This is a genomic window from Dinghuibacter silviterrae, from assembly GCF_004366355.1.
Classification (GTDB): Bacteria; Bacteroidota; Bacteroidia; order Chitinophagales; family Chitinophagaceae; genus Dinghuibacter; species Dinghuibacter silviterrae.
This window is the reverse complement of record NZ_SODV01000001.1, coordinates 3,111,377-3,129,595: the sequence shown is the minus strand read 5'-3', so window position 1 is coordinate 3,129,595 and position 18,219 is coordinate 3,111,377. Positions and strand designations below refer to the sequence as shown.

Genomic DNA, 18,219 nt, shown 5'->3' with positions numbered 1-18,219 from the left:
TTTATTGTGTTGATCCGAGCCTGGCCAGGTACTTGTCGGCGATCATGCCCTTTTCGGTCTTGGGGTATTTCTCCTTGACCTCTTTGTAGAGCGCGATGGCCTCGTCGTTCTTGCCAAGGGTTTCGTAGGCAAGGGCGGCGCGGAAAAGGTCTTCACTGGACGTGAAGGGGTCCTTTTCGTTGAGGGTCCCGGCTTTCTTATAGTACTCGGCCCCCTCGGACTTTTTATCGCTGTCCATGTAGGCGTCGCCAAGCATGCGCCAGGCGCTGGACTGGACCTGGGTCGCGGGGGTCGAGAAGTCTTCGAGCTGTTTGATGGCGTTGGCAAAATCCTGTTTGCGCAGGTAAATGGCGCCCGCGTAGTAGTGTGCGAGGTTGGCCGCGTCGGTCCCGCTGTATTTGGATTCGATCCTCAGGAAACCCAGGTTGGTACCGTCCCCGTTGAGGGCCTTGTCCAGGGAATCCATGGCGAAGTATTCCTGGGCCATGGCGATCTTGTCGTTGGCCTGGGCTTTTTTCGGCTCCATGACCAGCGTCTTGTAGCCATACCAGCCTACGCACGCGACGATGATCGCACCGCCGATATACGTGATGGGTTTGGAAAACCGGGTCCAGAAGTCCTTGGCTTTCTCCACAAATTGGGCTTCACTATCGAGGTCTTGCACTACATTTTTCTCCTCAGTCATATAACAAGTAACAGTTTAATCGACAATAAAAGGATACCCTTCTTCCGCATAAATGTCTTTGTACATCTCGTCGTCCGGGGGCAGGGGGGACTCTTCGGCAAACTTCACGGCTTCCTCGACTTCCTGGTGTACCCGGTCGTCGATGGCCTGGATGTCCGCGTCGGTGGCCCATTTGTTTTTCTTCAGCACACCCAGGACGTAGTCGATGGGGTCTTTTTCCTTGTATTCTTCCACTTCTTCCTTCGTCCGGTATTTCGCGGGGTCGCTCATGGAGTGGCCCTTGTAGCGGTAGGTCTTGATTTCAAGCAAGGTGGGTCCTTCACCATCGCGGCCGCGTTTGACGGCGCGGGCAACGGCCTCGTGTACCGCCTCGGGGGACATCCCGTCGACGCTGTCGGCGGGCATATCGTAGGCATCCGCGAGCTTATAGATGTCGACCACTTTGGAGGTACGCGCCACGGAAGTACCCATGGCGTAGTTGTTGTTTTCGCAGATGAAAACAACGGGCAGCTTCCACAGCACGGCCATGTTGAACGTTTCGTGGAGCATCCCCTGGCGGGCGGCGCCGTCCCCGAAGAAGGTCAGGGAGACGGAATCCGTGTCGTTGTATTTATCGGCAAAGGCCAGCCCGGCGCCGGTCCCGATCTGGGCACCGACGATCCCGTGACCGCCGTAAAAGTTGACGTCTTTACCAAAGAAGTGCATGCTGCCCCCTTTCCCTTTGGAGCAACCGGTATATTTGGCATAGAGTTCGGCCATGCAGGACTTGGCGGAAACACCCTTGGCGATGGCCAGACCGTGGTCGCGGTAGGCGGTGATAAAGCTGTCTTCCGGCTTGGTGGCGGTCATACAACCGGCGGCCACCGCTTCCTGTCCGATGTAAAGGTGACAGAAACCACGGATTTTTTGCATCCCGTACATCTGCCCGGCTTTTTCCTCAAATCGCCGCAGGAGCAGCATCAACTCGTACCAGTATAAGTAAGTTTCCTTAGAGAATTTGGTCGCCACAGCGCTAAAATTTTGCGGGCAAAAATAAGGTTTTGCGCCCAATAAAAGTGTCACCCGGGCACAAAACCGAAAAAATCGGCCTATTTGGCAGAAGAAAAGTATATTGCACGGTGCAGCTTCAGCAGCTAAAATTAACCCAATATAAGAACTATTACATCGACCACTTCACCTTCGAAGAACGGGTAGTAGGCATAGCCGGCCTGAACGGGGTCGGCAAAACCAACCTGCTGGATGCCATTCACTATCTCTGTTTTACAAAAAGTTACTTCACCAACAGCGACAACGCCAACGTCCAGGTCGGCCAGCAGGGTTTTCGCCTGGAAGGCCTGTTCGACAAGGACGGAGAGCCCTTCAAGATTGCCTGTATCTTCCGTGGCCAGAACAAAAAAGAGATCTGGTGCAACGACCTGGAATATGAGAAATTTTCGCAACACATCGGGCTTTTCCCTTGTGTCATGATCGCCCCCGACGACGTGGAGCTGATCATCGGCGGGAGCGAACCAAGACGGCGCTGGCTGGATACGCTCTTGTCCCAGGTCGACGCCCAATACCTCCAGCAACTCATCGTCTACAATAAGGTGCTCCAGCAACGGAACAGCCTGCTCAAACAGTTTGCGGAAACCCGTAGGGTGGACAACACCCTGCTGGACGTCCTGGACGCCCAGCTCGTCCCGCCCGGCCAGGCCATTTTCGAAGAGCGGCGCACGTTTCTGAAGAGCATGCTGCCCGTGATCCAGCAACACTACCTGGACATTTCAGGAACGGATGAATTTCTCCAGTTGGAATACGAAAGCCCTTTGTTACAAATGCCGTTTGCCGAGGCCTTGCACCAGTCCCGCTCCCGGGATCTGGCCACCGCCCGTTCCAATACCGGCGTCCATAAGGACGATGTCGTTTTCCTGATGCGCAGCGAACCCTTTAAACAATTCGCGTCCCAGGGGCAACGCAAAAGCCTGTTGTTTGCCCTGAAGCTGGCCGAGTTCGACATCCTCCGGACCCATAAGGGTTTCTCCCCCCTCCTCCTGTTGGACGACGTCTTTGAAAAGCTCGACGCCCGCCGCATGGGCGCGCTCCTGGAACAGGTTTGCGCCTACGACGACGCCCAGCTTTTTATCACCGACACCCACAAAGAGCGCCTGGAAGAGGCCCTCAATGAACTGGATGTCATGCACCAGATTATTTCTTTATAAAACATCCGTATTTTAATGGAGAGGCCCCGTATCTTTACAGGTATGGGTGAATACTCCATGCAACACGCCCTGCAGGCATTCCTAAACAACAGCCGTCTGAAATACGATATTCAGGCGCTCCAGATCACGGCTGTCTGGGAAGAGCTGATGGGTAAGACCGTTTCCAAATACACGGAAAAGCTGGAGCTCGTCAAAGGCACCCTTTTTATCACCACCTCGATAGCCCCCCTCAAACAAGAGCTTTCGTACCAGAAGGACCTCATCGCCGGCCGGGTCAACGAAAAGCTGGGCGATTTTGTCGTCAGGGACGTGGTGATCCGATAAATTCCGATTCAACTATGCAGATCATACCGGTTTCCACTGCGCGCTTGGCCCACGACTTCATCCACCTGCCCCATCGCTTTTATAAAGACGACCCCAACTGGATTTCGCCCCTCGACGACGACATCCGGGCGGTGTTCGATCCTGAACTGAACAGCTTTTTCAAACACGGCGTCTGCACGCGCTGGCTGTTGCGCCGCGACGGTGCCACGATTGGCCGCATCGCCGCCTTCATCAACTTTGAAAAAGCACAAACCACCAAAACCGGGGGCATCGGCTTTTTCGAATGCATCGACGACCAGGCGGCAGCCAACCTGTTGTTCGATACGGCGGCGACCTGGCTGCGCGCCCAAGGTATGGAGGCCATGGACGGTCCCATCAATTTTGGGGAAAATGAGAAATACTGGGGCCTGCTCGTCGAAGGCTTCAAGCCCCCCAGCCTGGGGATGAACTACAATCCCCCCTACTACGCCCAGTTGTTCGAAACCTACGGTTTTCGCAAACAATACGACCAGCTCACCAACTTCCTGGACGCCACGATCCCCCTTCCGGAGCGTTTTACCAAAATATCCGGATGGGTGATGGCAAAACCGGGCTACAGCTTCCGGCACTTTTCCTACGCCGACCGCGAAAAATTCTTCAAGGACTTCCAGGATATCTACGACGACGCCTGGAGCAACTTCGATAACTTCACACCCCTCAGCCCCGACGTTATCCGCGAATCCTTCCGGCAGATGAAGGCGATCATGGACGAAAAGATCATTTGGTTTGCCTACTATAAGGACGAGCCCATCGCGTTTGTGCTTTGTTTGCCCGACGCCAATCAGATTTTGCGTCACCTCCACGGCAAGATGAACCTCTGGGCGAAGCTCAAGTTTTTGTATTACCGCAAGACCACCACCATCGACCGGCTACGCATCATCGTCATGGGGTGTAAGAAAAAGTACCAGAACCACGGGATCGAGTCTGCGCTCGTGCGTTGCCTCCAGGAAGAAGTGCTCCCCCGGCACACCATCAAGGGCGTGGAGCTGGCCTGGGTCGGCGACTTCAACCAGAAGATGCTGGCGATCCACGAGGCCACGGGGGCGACCACCGATAAGGTGCACCGCACGTACCGGTATATTTTCTCCCAACAATGATCACCCACGCGACCAGGAAGAAATGGGCCCATATATCCGGTCTGTGGATTTTCAGCGGTTTTTGGGTATTCCTCCTGGTGATGGCCTTCCGCGGATGTTACCGGGAAACCATCCTAGGTACCCACCATATAGTTACATGGGGAACTGTCGTTTTTTTTGAGCCCAGGTATGGCAAGCGGCCCCAAAGTTTAGACTATACCTTCAACGCGGGTGGCAAAACCTACCGTGACAGCTATAAGGGCGCCATACTATCGGACACGACCGGGGAACGGCTCGTCGGCAAATCTTACAGGGTCATCTACTACCCCGGAGACCCCGGCAACAGCGCTTTGTTGCTTCTCGCCAGCGACTTTGACCGCTACCATTTGCCGTATATTCCGCCGGAAGACAGCACGGAAACATTCCCCGATATGCCGTAGCCTACATGACCTCCTCAAAAATATCCTCCTCCGCCCCGTTCCGCTTCAGCAACCGGTAATGGTCCCACAGGGTCTTCCCCAGCGGAAACGCCCGGTAGGGCAAGTGACTCTGCGCCGCTTCCTCCCGGATGATGGCGGTTATCTCGGGATAATAGACGTGGTTGATGCTGGGGAAAAGATGGTGCGCCACGTGGTAGTTAAAACACCCCAGAAAAAACCGCGTGAACCAGTTGTCCTGGGTCACGTCGTTGGTGTGCCGGAGCTGGTGTTCGAACCAGGGATAGGGCAACCGGCCCTGGCCGTCGGGGAGCGGGAAGTTGTTTTCCGTATTGGCGTGGGGCGACAACAGGATCAGCAGGGAAAAGATGCTGGCCGAAAAAAGCAGCACCATGAAAGCCCCCGCGATGTCGAGCCAATCTAGCCCGAGCACGTATTTGGGCAGGACGATGGTATACCCCAGGAAAAACGTCTTGAAGAAAAACAGCTTCACATATTCCAGCCACGGTATGCGGATGACTTTCCAGACCGGGCGGCTGCGCATGAAATAGTCCTTGAAATCCCGCACAAGCAGCCAGTTGAACAGGTAGAGCGGGTACAGCATGGGCAGGTAGATCTGCTGGTACCGGTGCCAGGCTTTAAAAGGGCCATGGGGAAATATACGGGCCAGGGGGCTTTGCTCGATGTCGCTGTCCCACCCCATCACGTTGGGGAAGTTGTGGTGCAGCCGTACGTGGCGGGCCCTCCACACAAAGCTGTTGGCACCCATCAGGTCGAAGAAATGGACGTAGGTTTCGTTGAGCCATTTCTTCCGCCACAGGCTGCCGTGGACCGCGTCGTGGATCTGGTTTTGGAAAATAACGACGAGGAAAAGCCCCATCGTCAGGTAGGCCCCGTACAATACAGCGCGATGCGCCCCCCATGCGAGGGCGGACAAATAGGCACCGATATAGATAAGGGGGAAAAGAAGGGCTTTGATGATGATCAGGGGACGTCTCCGGGGCTCCAGCTCGTGTACGCGGGCCAGGACGCGTTTTTTCATCTTTTGGAACAAAGCCTCGTCGGGTGTCTTTTTAAAGACAGGCTTCTGCCGTTGGAAGGTGGTGTTTAACAAGGAGTCCATACACTCGTTTTTAAAGTCGCGCGCGCTTCCGGCGCCGCTAAGTGCTGGATGGGTTGATTTTCTGGTTAGGCGATACAAAGATACGGCCAAAAAAGATTTCTCCAAGGGGGGAGCCCCCTCGGGCACGACTATACGCGCGCCCGCCTGCGGCGGGCGGGGCCGGCGTTCGCGGACGACGACGTCGCCCTACGACGAATGAATGAAATTCTGGAGATGCTCTATCGTCTCCTGTTGCGACGAGATGGTCTCGCGCACGACGTCGTTGATGCTGATGATCCCGGTGAACCGTCCATGATCGAAGACCGGCAGGTAACGGACATTCTTGTTACTCATCAGCTCCATACAATCCTCCAGGGTGTGCTCGGAAGACACCCGGGGCAGGTCGGTGGTCATGATATCCTTGACGCGGGTGTCGCTGGAGGATTTTCCCAGCAGGATCACCTTGCGTGAATAGTCGCGTTCGGTCATCAGGCCCTGGTATTGCTCGTGGTGGAGTACGACGACCGAACCGATATTCCGGTCGGCCATCAGCTTCAGGGCGTCGAGGACGGTGGCATCGGGATGAATGCTGATGGTGTTACGTCCTTTGCGTTTGAAGATGTCGAGAACTTTTTTCATATAGCCATCGTTTACGCATAATATACGAAACGGAGCCGAAACTTACAAGTGATCGGCAGGGCTTTACATACCTGTGACACGGGCCCTCGGGTCGATCACGCCATACAGTATGTCTGTCAGCAAGTTGATAAAAGTAAACGCCGCGGCGGAGAACAACACCGACCCCATGACCACCGGGTAATCCAGTTGTTCGAGGGCGTCGACGGTGAGCTTGCCGATCCCCTTCCACCCAAAGATGTATTCTACGAAAAAGGCGCCCGCCAGGAGTTCGGCAAACCAGCCGGTGACAGCGGTCAGAACGGGGTTCAAAGCATTCCTCAGGGCGTGCCGCCAGACCACGACCCGGGGGGACAGGCCCTTGGCGCGGGCGGTCCGGATATAGTCCTGGCCAAGGACGTCGAGCAGGGCCGTCCGGGTCAGCTGGGTGATGATGGCCAGGGGCCGGATGCCCAGGGTGAGGGCGGGAAGGACAAGGTGGGACAGCCGCAATTGCCGGCCCGTAAAGGGTTCGGTGTCAAAAAGGCTCCCCGTCATGGGCAGCCCGGTAAAAGCGTGTCCAAGGTAGCCCAAAAGATAGGCGACAAGGATACCCATAAAAAAAGAGGGCGCGGATATGCCCAGGACGCTGGCAAACACCGCGGAGGTATCCATCCAGGTCCCCTTGCGCACGGCGGCCAACACCCCCAGCGGGATCCCCACGCACACCGCAAAAAGCAACGCGGCGGCCGCCAGCACCAACGTACCGGGCACGGCCTCCAGGAGGGCGGCGCCGACCTCTTTTTTGGTTTGGTAACTTCTCCGCAGGTAGGGCCACTTCAAGCCGACCTCCCCCACAAAAACCCCGTGCAGTTGTTTGCGGGCGACGTCCTCCGGGCTATGGATACACAACGGAGACACGTCGTTCAGGTAAAGGACAAACTGTTTCCATTTGGGCTGGTCCAGGTAAAGGTCCTTGCGGATCTGTGCCAGGGTTTTGGCGTCCCCCGACTGGCCCAGGACCATGCGGGCTGGGTCGCCGAAGCCTTGGAAAAGAAAGAACACGGCGGCCACCACGCCGAGGAGAACGGCGAGGCTGTACAGGAGTTTGCGCAGAATGAAGGAGGCCATCGCCTAGCGAATCTCGTCAAAATCCGCGAACCCATACTTTTTCCCCACCACGGGCCCGTCCATGCTAAAGATGCAGGGGTTGGTCCGCGCCGCTGTTTTGATGGCGGTAACGTCGCAGGTGTAGAGCGGCAGATCGAGGTGGAGCTGCTGGTTGAACAACTGGTCCGCGCGGTCGCGCTGCCCCGTAACGATGATAAAGGGGATGTGTTTGTCCCGCGCGGCTTTGGCAATACGCACCACCTCGGCCAGCCAGGGGCCGCCGGTATGCTCGTCGAAGTCTTTCCGGAAAAGGATATAGTACGCCCCCTGCTGGTTCAGCACCCCCAGGGTTGTGTCCGCACCCGCGGCGTTGAACAACACGAAGTCCTTGATGGGGGGCTCGTTGTCGCGGCCCTCACGGACGACCTTTTCGGTCCGGTCAATGTAGGTATACCCGTCCAGGTTGGCGGGCAATTGGTCCTGGCTGAAGGTGTAGCGTTTGCCGCCCTTTTCGTAGATAAAGGTCATGACGGTAGAGTCCGGAACGGCGTCCGCGGGCACCTGCATCTGCTGGACCAGGTTGTTCCCCGCCTTGAAGGGCAGACAGTCTTTAAAGGGCAGGTGTCTCAGGACATAGGCCTGGACCCATACGCAATACCCGACCGTGAGGAGCAGGACGAAAAGGCTCAAAAAGGACGGCAACACCGGCCGTATCGAGCCGCGGTGATAAAACAGGAACAGGATCAACAGTGACAGGACGATGTCCTTGATAAACGTCTGTATGGGCGTGAGCGGGATACAGTCACCAAAGCAACCGCAAGCCTTAATTTTCCCCGAAAACAATACATAGGAAGTGAGGAAAAGGAAAAATAAGATCAACAGCAAGAGCAGCCAGCTGAAGAGCCGCATCTGCCAACCCAGCAAAAGCGCGACCCCTGCCACGATCTCAAAACCGATCATCGTCACGGAGAGGGCCAGGGTATAATCGTTCCAGCCATGCCAGTTCCAGGCGTCAAAAAACTCCTGCATCTTGTAGGCCAGGCCGAGCGGGTCGTTGGCCTTGACAAGGCCGGAGAAAATAAAGAGCAGGCCGACCAGGATACGGCTGAGGGTAAGCGCGCGTTTCATTTGGTATCATTTAAAATAAGGGCAAATACCGCGTAGTTGATGATGTCGATATACCCCGCGTCCACCCCCTCGCTGATCAGCGTCCTGCCATCGTTGGCGAGGATCTGGCGGATGCGCAGGAGTTTGACGAGGATCAGGTCGACCAGGCCTTCAAGACTCATATCCCGCCAGGCTTCCCCATAGTCGTGGTTTTTGTCCAGCATGACGGTTTTCGCGCCCAGTGCGGCCGCGTCATAGGCCCCGGAGGCCTGCTCCACCGGGTACTCCTCAAAGTCCGCCTTCGGGCGGCCCCACTGGATCAACCCGATGACCCCGTAGTTGACAATCCCCAGGAATTCTCCCCGGATGTCGTCCCCTACCCTTTGCACCCCGGTTTCCTGGATGGTCCGGATCCGTTTGGCTTTTATAAACAGCTGATCCACTATCGAAATGGGTCTCAGGACCGTCCAGGCCGTCCCGTAGTCCGCCGTTTTTAGCAAAAAGATCGTCTTACAGGCTTCGATCGCCGCGTCGTACTGTTGTTCCGTGTTCATAGATTTGCAGGCTATGACCTCCAAAAGTAACGGATATACGTTGGACTGCAAGGGGCAATTGATCCCGCTGGACCGCCCCCGACTCATGGGCATCCTGAATGCGACGGAAGACTCGTTCTTCGCGGACAGCCGCGTCGGGGTGGCGGGCGCCGGCAGCGGCCTTTCCGGCAGCGCGTCGGGCGGCGGCGGCTTCCCGGCCGCCGGCGGCGTCTCTTCTGCCGTCGACCGCGCCGGCCGCATGCTCGAAGAGGGCGCCGACTTTCTGGACGTTGGCGGCCAAAGCACCCGCCCCGGCGCCCGGGCCCTCGATGCCGCCGAAGAAACGGACCGGGTCCTGCCCGTCATCGAGGCGATACGTAAACACTACCCCCACGCCCTCGTCTCCATCGACACCTACCACAGCGGCGTCGCCCGCGCAGCCGTGGAAGCCGGGGCCGTCATCGTCAACGACATCAGCGCCGGTCACCTCGACCCGCTTATGCTGGAAACCGTGGCCGCCCTGCGCGTCCCCTATATCGCGATGCACATGCGGGGCACGCCCCAGACCATGCAAGAGGCGCCCCACTACGAGGACATCACCGGCGACGTCCTGACCTACCTGGCCGAAGCCGTCCACCGCGCGCAACAAGCCGGTATCCACGACGTCGTCGCCGATCCTGGTTTTGGTTTTGGAAAAACAATCGCCCACAACTATACCCTCCTCCGCGGGCTCGACAAACTCGCGATCCTGGACCGGCCCCTGCTCATCGGGTTGTCCCGAAAGTCGATGATCTACAAGACCCTGGGCACCACCGCCGAACACGCGCTCAACGGGACGACCGCGCTGCACATGGCGGCGCTGCTCAAGGGGGCGCACATTCTCCGCGTCCACGACGTCGCACCCGCGCGGGAGGTGGTGCGGCTGTGGCAGGCGCTGCACGCGTGAGGCGCAGCGCGGGCGGTGCACCACGGGCGGCGCAGCCGCGCTTACCACCCCGCCGGATACCCCTCGCTAGCGAAGAGTATATCCCCGCTTTGCATATCCACGGTACAATACCGGTACGCCTGGCGCAGCCCCAGGCGGTCGTAGCGTTTTTCGAGGTGTTCGAGGTGCGCCTGGTGGGCGCCCAAGGCGATTTCGTATCCCACGCCGACCACGATAAAGACACAGGCGAAGATCAATGCGCCCTTGGCATCCATCCCGGAAAAGTCGCCGCCTGAAAAGTTGGGACCGGAGCTGGTAGGCGTTTCCGCGTCTGCATACATGGCCCCGAAACGGCAAAGCTGCGCATACCGGTCGGGAACCGACCATGGGATGTAGAAGTGAAACCCGGTAGGATCCCTTTGCAAGGGAAGGTAGCCGGCACTGCCAAGGCGGATAAAAAGCTGATGGCCGTCGCAAACCGCCCAGGGGGTCGCGAGGCAGCGTAGGTCTTTCGCGTTATCCCGGATGAATAACCGGTAGAGGCTGTCGGCCTTGGGGTCTGGACGAAAAACGACAGAGGCGGACAGGAGGTGGTTGTCCCGGAAATCCGCAAAGCTCATATACAATCCAGCGGCGGTATCAAGGGAGGTCTCGATCGGATGAACACGCCGCTGGCGCCCGATCTGGTCGGGGTATACCAGGTTCCCGGGTGGGGCAAACGTGTAGACGTGGGTGTCCCGGAACTTCTTTTGCAAGGCAGGCCGTACCGTTACCGGCCGGCCCAGGCTCTGTTCCCGGGCGATACCGGCCACTTCCAGCAACTCGGTGGATACCCGGGCAATGGCGTGGGTATGACCGTTGCGGGCGTAGGGAAACCTGCGGCTGACGTGCACCAGTTTTTGGTAAAGCCCCTCCGGCGTGCGTAGGTAGGCGTCCGCCGAAAAGATCAGCACCATGCCCAGATCGGGGTCGTTTGGAATGGACAGTTGCCGGATGTTGACCAGGAGGTCGTCCGTTCCACGGGTCAGCCGGTTGAGCCAACCCTGCATGCAACCCTCCAGCACCTGCTCCGCCGGGCCGGCAAAAGACACGCGGCGGACGGGATAGTGTCCGTCCTCTATGGTATACACAAAGGATGTATCAAGCCGGTTGTCCAGGACCTGTACGCTCCGGAACGGTGTGGTGGCGACCCCGCGGGGCGGCGGCGGTATTTTCAAAAGAAGCTTGTGCAGGGTCACCTGCGCGGGCGAAAGCACCGGCGCGAAGAGGAGCAAAAAAAAGGGCAGAGGTCGTTGCATACCTCTGCCAAAATACTATCTGAAACGTAGCTGAAAAGTTAAAATCGCGCGGCACCGCGCGGTGCGAAAAAGCGCGGCGAAACGCGGCTTAGTGCCCCGCCGGCGCCTGGCCTTTCTTAGCCGCCTGCGCCTGCTGCATCGCGCGGATCTTCGCCATCATTTCCGGCGTCAGCCCCCCACCGGGACGACCCATCCCCATGGGTTGATAGCGGTGAACGGTGTCAACGCTCAGCACCTCGATGTCAAAGATCAGGTTTTCGTTGGGCTTGATCTTCGGCTCGCGGCCGTAGGAACCGTAGCCGAGGGCGGAGGGGATATACAGACGGGCCTTGGCGCCTTTGTGGAGGAGGAGGATACCGTCGGTAAAGCCGGTGATCATACCGCCCCTGTTGGGAGACAGGCTCATATTGACCTTCAGGGTATCGCCCTTGTGGTGGAAGGTGGAGTCGGTGTTGGAATCGAATGCGTCACCGCCCAGGGTGCGGCCGGTATAGTTCACGCCGACTTCCTTGGAGCTGTCGATGGCAGAACCGGTGCCGGGGTCGAGGATCTCGACATACGTCCCTTTAGGGGATTTGGTCGCCTTGATGTTGTTCTTGGCCAGGTAGGCTTCAATGGTCTGGTCGTCGAGCTTTTGCTGGGCGATGGCCTTGATGGAATCCTGCTGGCGGATCAGCTCGCCCTCTTGTTTGGCGTCGGCTTCCCCTTCTGCCTGGTTCTGGAAGACCGCGCGGATCTTGAAGAAGGAGGTGATGTAATTGTTTTTCTTTGCAAAAGCCGGCATGGGCTGGTTGTGGAAGATCGAATCGGTCAGTTGTTTGACCACCACGCTGTCCCCTGCGCGGACCTTGCTGAAGATCCGGTAATAGGGTTCGGGGAGACGCGCGGAATCCACCGGTGCATAGGCGGGCATCTGGCCCACCGTGGTCCTCAGGACCGAATCTCCATACTTGAACGTGATGTCGAATTTGATGACGGTCCCGTTCATGGCATAAGAACCCGTATCAGAAGCCCCGTGGATGATCTTGTACCAGGTTCCGTGCTCGGCCTTATTGAAACCCGCGTTTTTACAGCTTGTGCTGCCGGCGATGACAGCGGCAGCCATAAAAAACAAAGCAAATTTTTGCATGGTGGATATTTATTGATTCTTATTCGTTGTTGAGTGATAGGGGGTATTCGGTCTGGAGCGCCTCGATGTTCTCCTGGAGGGCTTTTTTAAAAAGAGCGGCGGTTTGGGCGAGGGAGTCGGTGCTCCGGCCGCCCGACGCGTTGAAGTGACCCCCTCCGCTGAAATACCTCCGGGCAAACGTATTGGTGTCGAAATCCCCCTTGCTCCGGAAAGACCACTTGCGTTCTTCATCCCGGTCGATGACCAGGCCAGCCAGGCGGATCCCCTGTATGCTGAGGGGATAGTTGACAAGCCCTTCGGTATCTCCCGTCTGGATCTCGAAACGGAGCAGGTCGCTTTTCGGGATGGTAATGAGGGCTGCGTTGTATTCATAAAAGACCTCCATCCGGTTGAGCAGGACGTGTCCCATAAACCGGAGGCGGTTTTCGAGGAAGTTGTCGTAGACGTATTCGTGGACCAGCCAGTGTTTCAAACCCCGGTCCTTGAGGTCGGCCACCATGCGGTGGACGGCGGCGGTGGTGACGGGGAAACGGAAAGAACCCGTATCGGCCATGACCCCGGCGTAGAGGCATTCCGCGATGGTTTCGTTGATCAGGTCCCCGTGCCCGGAATGGATGATGAAGTCATAGACCATCTCACAGGTGGAGCTTTTGGAAGGGAGACTGATTCCGTATTGGAACTGGGCCTCCTGGGGCTCCTCGTGGTGATCGATCAGCATCTTGGTGCACGCCAGCCCCTCGATCACCGGTCCCATGCGCTTGGTCCGGGAAAGGATGTTGAAATCCAGGCAGAAAATCCATTCTGCCTCCTGGAGGACGGCCATGGCCTTGTCCTGCATGCCTTCGAAGTCGAGGACGCGGTCGGCGCCCGGCATCCAGCTCAGGAAACGGGCCCAGTTGGTGGGGGAAATCACGGTCACCTCATGCCCCAACCGGACCAGGAAATGGTACAGCCCCAGGGCGGACCCCAGGGCATCCGCATCCGGTTTTTGGTGCATGGTGATCACCACCTTCCGGCGCTGTTTGTCCAGTTCGCCGTATATCTCAGAAATAGGTTTCACGCGATAAAAACGGCAGCGAATATCTAATTTAAGCCGCAGAATCCCAAATTTGTTTAGTTTTGCCGCCCAAATCACTATCATATCATAATATGAGCAACAGAACTTTTACCATGATCAAGCCCGATGCCTGGAGTAATGGACACGCCGGGGCTATCCTGGACCAGATCATCAAGGCGGGTTTCAAGGTTATTTCCCTGAAACTCACCCAGCTGAGCCCGGAAAGGGCCGGCGAATTCTATGCCGTCCACAAGGAAAGGCCTTTCTACGGGGAGCTGGTGGAGTTCATGAGCAGCGGTCCCATCATCGCCGCCATCCTGGAAAAGGAAGGCGCGGTGGCCGGCTTCCGTCAACTGATCGGGGCGACCAACCCTGCCCAGGCGGAAGAAGGGACGATCCGCAAACGCTTCGCGGAAAGCATCGGCAGGAATGCCATCCACGGCAGCGACAGCGACGACAACGCAAAGATCGAGTCGGACTTCTTTTTCTCCGGTCTGGAACGCTTTTAGGATCACTTCCGAAATAGTAAAAAGGGAACGGCTACCGTTCCCTTTTTTTGTTATATTGTTCCAGTTTAACCCTCTGACTATGCGAAAAGCGTCCGTGCTTATACTCCTGCTCGTCCGGTCCCTGGTGACCCTGGGACAAAAAGACATCCCCGCCTACGGAAAGATCGACAAGGACGATCTGACCATGACCACCTGCGACTTCGACCCCGAGGCCGACGCCGTGGTGCTGATCAAGACCGGGGAAACCACCTTTGTCCTGAACGGACAACCCTATCTCCAGACGGCCTACCGGTTCCGGATCAAAATCCTAAAGGACAAAGGCGTCGAACACGCCAACATCAAGATCCATTATTACTCGAAGGACCGTTGGGACGAAATCGACAACATCAGCGGCGAAACCTATAACCTGGACGCCGCGGGGAATATCGTCAAATCCAAACTGGACAAGGCCAACATTTACAATAAAGCGCTGGACAAAACCTATTCGGAGATCGCTTTTACGCTCCCGGATGTGAAAAAGGGCAGCGTCATCGAATACAAATACCTCAAGGTCTCCAAGGACTTCGGAGACATCGACAACTGGTACTTTCAGTACGAAGACATGCCGGTCAGGTATGGCCAGTTTTTTATCTCGATCCCTTATGCGTTGGTATTTACATACCATGTCCACCGGACCCTCCCCATGGAAGAGAAAGACGAGACGTACCAGGAGGCCCAGAAGACCTTTACCATGAAAAACATCCCCGCCCTGAGGGATGAACCCTATATGTCCGCCCCCCGAGACTATCTTCAAAACATCGACTTCCAGCTCTCCGCCATCCGGGAGCCGGGCGAACCGGACCACAGCTACCGCACCACCTGGAACCAGTTGTGCACGGAGCTCCTGGACGATGAAGATTTCGGGGGTCAGTTGCACAAAAACGTCCCCCATACCAAGGACCTGGACCTGCAACTGTCCCTTCTGAAGGACAGCCTGTCGCGGATGGGCGCGGTGTATGATTATGTGAAGAAAAATATGGACTGGAACGGAGACATGCGGTTGTATTCCGACGGCATCAAATCCGCCTGGGACAAAAAGACGGGGTCGACGGCGGATGTCAACCTTCTCCTGGTCAACCTCCTCCGGGACGCCGGTCTGGACGCCCATCCCCTGCTCGTCAGCACCCGGGACCACGGGCATACCAACCCCTATTATCCCCTGCTCGCCCAGTTCAACGAAACCATGGCGTACGTCCGTATCGGGGACGAAAACTACGTCATGGATGCCACGGACAAATACACCCCCTTCTGGATGATCCCGGAGGAGGTACAATACACCCGTGGCATGCTGGTGGATAAGGACGCGCCCCAATGGATTACGATGGTCCATGACCAGGACCGGTACAAGACCATCGTCGTCCTCAGCGGGGACGTGGATTCCACGAACAAATTCAGCGGCACGGCCACGATCTCCAGCTTTGGGTATAGTCGGAGCGACCGTTGCGCCACCCTTAAAAAAGGCATGGACCATTTCAAGGACACCTATTTCACAAAGGCCTATTCCAGCCTCCACGTCGACAGCCTGACCGTCGAGGACAGGGACAACGACTCCCTCCCTCTCAAACAAACCGTGGACTTTTCCTCCGAGCTCAGCAGCTCCGGGCAGTATACCTTTCTCAGCCCCAACCTGTTCCTCGGCCTTGAAAAAAATCCATTTGTCGCCGAACACCGCTTCACCGACGTCGATTTCGGCGCGCGGCGGTACTTCATGATCGTGGGGTCTGTATCGATCCCCGATGGATACACCTTCGAGACCCTGCCCAAAAACATGCGCATGATCATGCAGGACACCAGCATCGTCATGGAAAGACTTATGCAGGCGGACGGGAGCCACATCAACTATCGCATCAGCCTGGAGTTTAAAAGACCCGTGTATTTCACGGAAGAGTACGACGACTTCCGGGAATTTTATAAAAAGCTTTTCGCCACCCTTAACGAACAGGTGGTGATCCGAAAAAACAGTTGATTCATGGTCAAAGCCGCCGTCCTGTCCCTATTGCTTGCTTTCGCGGGCGCCCGTTGCCTGGCGCAATTCAACTACGCCACCGCTCTGATTCCGGATTCGCTGCGCAAGGGCGCGCATACCGTCATCCGGGAGTCCCGGGAAAGCTATGTCATCTCCTCTTTGTCCAAATCCACGTATTCCATGCACGAGGTGATCACCGTACTCGATCCCCACGGCAAGCAGGCGCTTTCGTTTGGTATCAGGGGCTCGTCACTGGCCAGGTTGGAAGATGCGGATGTATACGTGTACGATTCATTGGGCCGCCCGATGCAGCACATCCGGCAAAAGGATATGGAGAAGTCCGGCTGGGGGGAAGAATTGGTGGAAGACGGCATCTATACCTACTGTTCGGTCAACGATGCCACCTACCCGATCACCGTGGAACGGGACTATACCCTCGCCTATAAGGGTAGTAAAATATTCCCGGAATTCGACCTGTCCAACGCAGACGGCTCGATCCAGCAGGAGACCCTTACGGTCACCCTGCCCAAAAGCATGACCTTTCGTTATCACGGCCATCATGCGCACCTGGAGCCCACCATAGCCGATGCCGGCAAGGACGACCATGTTTATACCTGGACGGCTTCGGGGATCAAAACGATCCCTTCCGAAGCGGGGGCGCCTGCTGACTGGGGCCCCGCCATATACATGGCGCCTACCCAGTTCGAGCTGGCGGGTTATGCCGGCGACATGACGACCTGGCAATCCTTTGGTAAATGGGCCTATGACCTCAACAAGAACGCGATCGTGCTCCCCGAGGCCAGCCGTCAGTTGTACCTCAACATGGTCAAGGACGCGCCCACCGACCTGGACAAGGCGCGTATCCTGTACCGTTACCTCCAGAAAAACTTCCGGTATGTCGCGATAGAACTGGGTATAGGCGGTGACCAGGCCTTCCCCGCCACTTTTACGGAGAAAAAGAAATACGGTGATTGCAAGGGTCTCTCCTGTTACCTAAGCGCGTGTCTGACCGCCGTCGGGGTGAAAAGCTACCCGGCCCTCGTCAACTATGGTGATCTGTCGCAACCGGTAGACCCGTCTTTTCCCCAGGACAGGTTCAACCACGTGATTCTTTGTATCCCCCAACCCCACGACTCCGTCTGGCTCGAATGCACCAGCAACCACACGGATTTTGGCGTCTTAGGTGCTTTCACCGAAAACCGGAACGCGCTCCTGCTGACCGAGAACGGGGGCGTCCTGGTCCATACACCCTCTTCCACGGCCATGGAAACCCGCCGGGACGTGTTTACCAGGGTAAACCTGTCCGAAGACGGGAGCGGCAAAGCCGAGGTCGCGATCAAGGCCACGGGTGAAGACCGGTATAACGAAATCGGCTACGTGTACGAACAAAACCACGACGACCAGAAAAGGTTTCTCGTGGAAGAAATGGAATTTCCCCAGCCCGACGACTTTACCATCAACCTGGAGCAGGTCGACTCCCCGTTGTTGCGGACCCATATCGCTTTGGCATTCGAAAAGGTGCCGGACTTCACCGCCGGCGATAAAATGTTCCTGCGGCCGCACATCTACCACCTCCACCTGACCCACCTCCCCGAAAGCAAAAACCGCACGCAAAGCTATTTTTTCGACCACCCCTTCGAGGAATCCGACACGACCTGTTACCAGTTGCCCACCGGGTATGTCGTGGATGAGCTGCCCCAGGCCAGAACATTTTCCTGTCCCCACGCCAGCTATACATCGAACTATTGGTACGATACTACTCAAAAAGCCGTGTATTCCTATACCTCCATCATCCTGAAGGACCGCATGGTGCCTGCCAGTGACTATGATGCGACACGACTGTTTTTCAGCCAGGCCATCAAAGAGGAAACGGCAAAAATCGTGGTAAAGCCGGCGCAATAGGCGCCCGCCGGCCGGTCCGGCCATTTACGACCACTTGACGATTAATTTGTTAAAATTTTGTTAGCGGGTCGCTAACTGTTAAACCTTTCTCAAAGGGCAGGGTCCTATACCCCAGAACCTTAGAAAACACCCCCGTTTTTAAACCCCCCATTGAATCGAAACGTATTT

Annotated in this window: 18 protein-coding genes; 8 read left to right on the top strand and 10 right to left on the bottom strand. The window is 56.9% G+C overall.

What is annotated here, in order from left to right; genetic code table 11:
* Position 1: 1 nt before the first annotated feature.
* Both EDB95_RS13590 and pdhA read right to left on the bottom strand, forming a co-directional pair.
* A complete protein-coding gene (locus EDB95_RS13590; RefSeq protein ID WP_133994345.1) occupies positions 2–685 on the bottom strand; it encodes a tetratricopeptide repeat protein in 684 nt (227 codons plus the stop codon).
* Positions 686–700: 15 nt separating this feature from the next.
* A complete protein-coding gene (gene pdhA, locus EDB95_RS13585) occupies positions 701–1,693 on the bottom strand; it encodes a pyruvate dehydrogenase (acetyl-transferring) E1 component subunit alpha (RefSeq protein ID WP_133994344.1) in 993 nt (330 codons plus the stop codon).
* 110 nt (positions 1,694–1,803) lie between these two features.
* On the opposite strand from pdhA, the gene recF reads away from it, so the two are divergent.
* From recF to EDB95_RS13565, 4 genes are read left to right on the top strand one after another with little or no spacing between them, the layout of a single operon-like run.
* A complete protein-coding gene (gene recF, locus EDB95_RS13580) occupies positions 1,804–2,883 on the top strand; it encodes a DNA replication/repair protein RecF (RefSeq protein WP_133994343.1) in 1,080 nt (359 codons plus the stop codon).
* A 42-nt stretch (positions 2,884–2,925) separates the two neighbouring features.
* Positions 2,926–3,207: a DUF721 domain-containing protein gene (locus EDB95_RS13575; protein WP_133994342.1), complete on the top strand. Its 282-nt coding sequence runs from the start codon at positions 2,926–2,928 to the stop codon at positions 3,205–3,207.
* A 14-nt stretch (positions 3,208–3,221) separates the two neighbouring features.
* Positions 3,222–4,343, top strand: a complete 1,122-nt coding sequence (locus tag EDB95_RS13570) for a GNAT family N-acetyltransferase (protein WP_133994341.1) — start codon at positions 3,222–3,224, stop codon at positions 4,341–4,343.
* Positions 4,340–4,762 (top strand): hypothetical protein, encoded by a 423-nt coding sequence (locus EDB95_RS13565; protein ID WP_133994340.1) that lies wholly within the window; start codon positions 4,340–4,342, stop codon positions 4,760–4,762. Before EDB95_RS13570 ends, EDB95_RS13565 begins: the two co-directional genes overlap by 4 nt.
* A gap of 1 nt (position 4,763) precedes the next feature.
* On the opposite strand, the gene EDB95_RS13560 is transcribed toward EDB95_RS13565, so the two are convergent.
* The 5 genes from EDB95_RS13560 to EDB95_RS13540 all read right to left on the bottom strand — a co-directional run bounded on the left by EDB95_RS13560 (position 4,764) and on the right by EDB95_RS13540 (position 9,247).
* A complete protein-coding gene (locus EDB95_RS13560) occupies positions 4,764–5,882 on the bottom strand; it encodes a fatty acid desaturase family protein (protein WP_133994339.1) in 1,119 nt (372 codons plus the stop codon).
* A 186-nt stretch (positions 5,883–6,068) separates the two neighbouring features.
* Positions 6,069–6,500, bottom strand: coding sequence for a CBS domain-containing protein (locus EDB95_RS13555; RefSeq protein WP_133994338.1), 432 nt, complete (start codon positions 6,498–6,500; stop codon positions 6,069–6,071).
* 63 nt (positions 6,501–6,563) lie between these two features.
* Complete coding sequence (locus EDB95_RS13550) at positions 6,564–7,607, bottom strand: ABC transporter permease (protein WP_133994337.1); 1,044 nt, start codon at positions 7,605–7,607, stop codon at positions 6,564–6,566.
* A gap of 3 nt (positions 7,608–7,610) precedes the next feature.
* On the bottom strand, positions 7,611–8,714 hold the full coding sequence (locus EDB95_RS13545) for a BT_3928 family protein (protein ID WP_133994336.1): 1,104 nt from the start codon (positions 8,712–8,714) through the stop codon (positions 7,611–7,613).
* Positions 8,711–9,247 carry a DUF1599 domain-containing protein gene (locus EDB95_RS13540; RefSeq protein ID WP_133994335.1) on the bottom strand — a complete coding sequence of 179 codons (537 nt, stop codon included), beginning with the start codon at positions 9,245–9,247 and terminating at the stop codon, positions 8,711–8,713. Before EDB95_RS13540 ends, EDB95_RS13545 begins: the two co-directional genes overlap by 4 nt.
* Before the next feature lie 13 nt (positions 9,248–9,260).
* Here EDB95_RS13540 and folP point away from each other — a divergent pair, with 13 nt between their 5' ends.
* A complete protein-coding gene (gene folP, locus EDB95_RS13535; RefSeq protein WP_133994334.1) occupies positions 9,261–10,172 on the top strand; it encodes a dihydropteroate synthase in 912 nt (303 codons plus the stop codon).
* 41 nt (positions 10,173–10,213) lie between these two features.
* Here folP and EDB95_RS13530 read toward each other — a convergent pair whose 3' ends face one another.
* The 3 genes from EDB95_RS13530 to EDB95_RS13520 form a co-directional block, all read right to left on the bottom strand.
* Positions 10,214–11,449: a hypothetical protein gene (locus EDB95_RS13530; RefSeq protein ID WP_133994333.1), complete on the bottom strand. Its 1,236-nt coding sequence runs from the start codon at positions 11,447–11,449 to the stop codon at positions 10,214–10,216.
* A gap of 88 nt (positions 11,450–11,537) precedes the next feature.
* Complete coding sequence (locus tag EDB95_RS13525) at positions 11,538–12,578, bottom strand: FKBP-type peptidyl-prolyl cis-trans isomerase (RefSeq protein WP_133994332.1); 1,041 nt, start codon at positions 12,576–12,578, stop codon at positions 11,538–11,540.
* A gap of 19 nt (positions 12,579–12,597) precedes the next feature.
* Positions 12,598–13,638, bottom strand: a complete 1,041-nt coding sequence (locus tag EDB95_RS13520) for a DHH family phosphoesterase (RefSeq protein ID WP_246073630.1) — start codon at positions 13,636–13,638, stop codon at positions 12,598–12,600.
* 89 nt (positions 13,639–13,727) lie between these two features.
* Between EDB95_RS13520 and EDB95_RS13515 the strand changes: the two genes are divergently transcribed.
* From EDB95_RS13515 to EDB95_RS13505, 3 genes are all read left to right on the top strand, one after another.
* On the top strand, positions 13,728–14,144 hold the full coding sequence (locus EDB95_RS13515; protein WP_133994331.1) for a nucleoside-diphosphate kinase: 417 nt from the start codon (positions 13,728–13,730) through the stop codon (positions 14,142–14,144).
* A gap of 79 nt (positions 14,145–14,223) precedes the next feature.
* Positions 14,224–16,149 carry a DUF3857 domain-containing protein gene (locus tag EDB95_RS13510; protein ID WP_162852588.1) on the top strand — a complete coding sequence of 642 codons (1,926 nt, stop codon included), beginning with the start codon at positions 14,224–14,226 and terminating at the stop codon, positions 16,147–16,149.
* A 3-nt stretch (positions 16,150–16,152) separates the two neighbouring features.
* Positions 16,153–18,051 carry a transglutaminase-like domain-containing protein gene (locus EDB95_RS13505; protein WP_133994329.1) on the top strand — a complete coding sequence of 633 codons (1,899 nt, stop codon included), beginning with the start codon at positions 16,153–16,155 and terminating at the stop codon, positions 18,049–18,051.
* Positions 18,052–18,219: the final 168 nt, after the last annotated feature.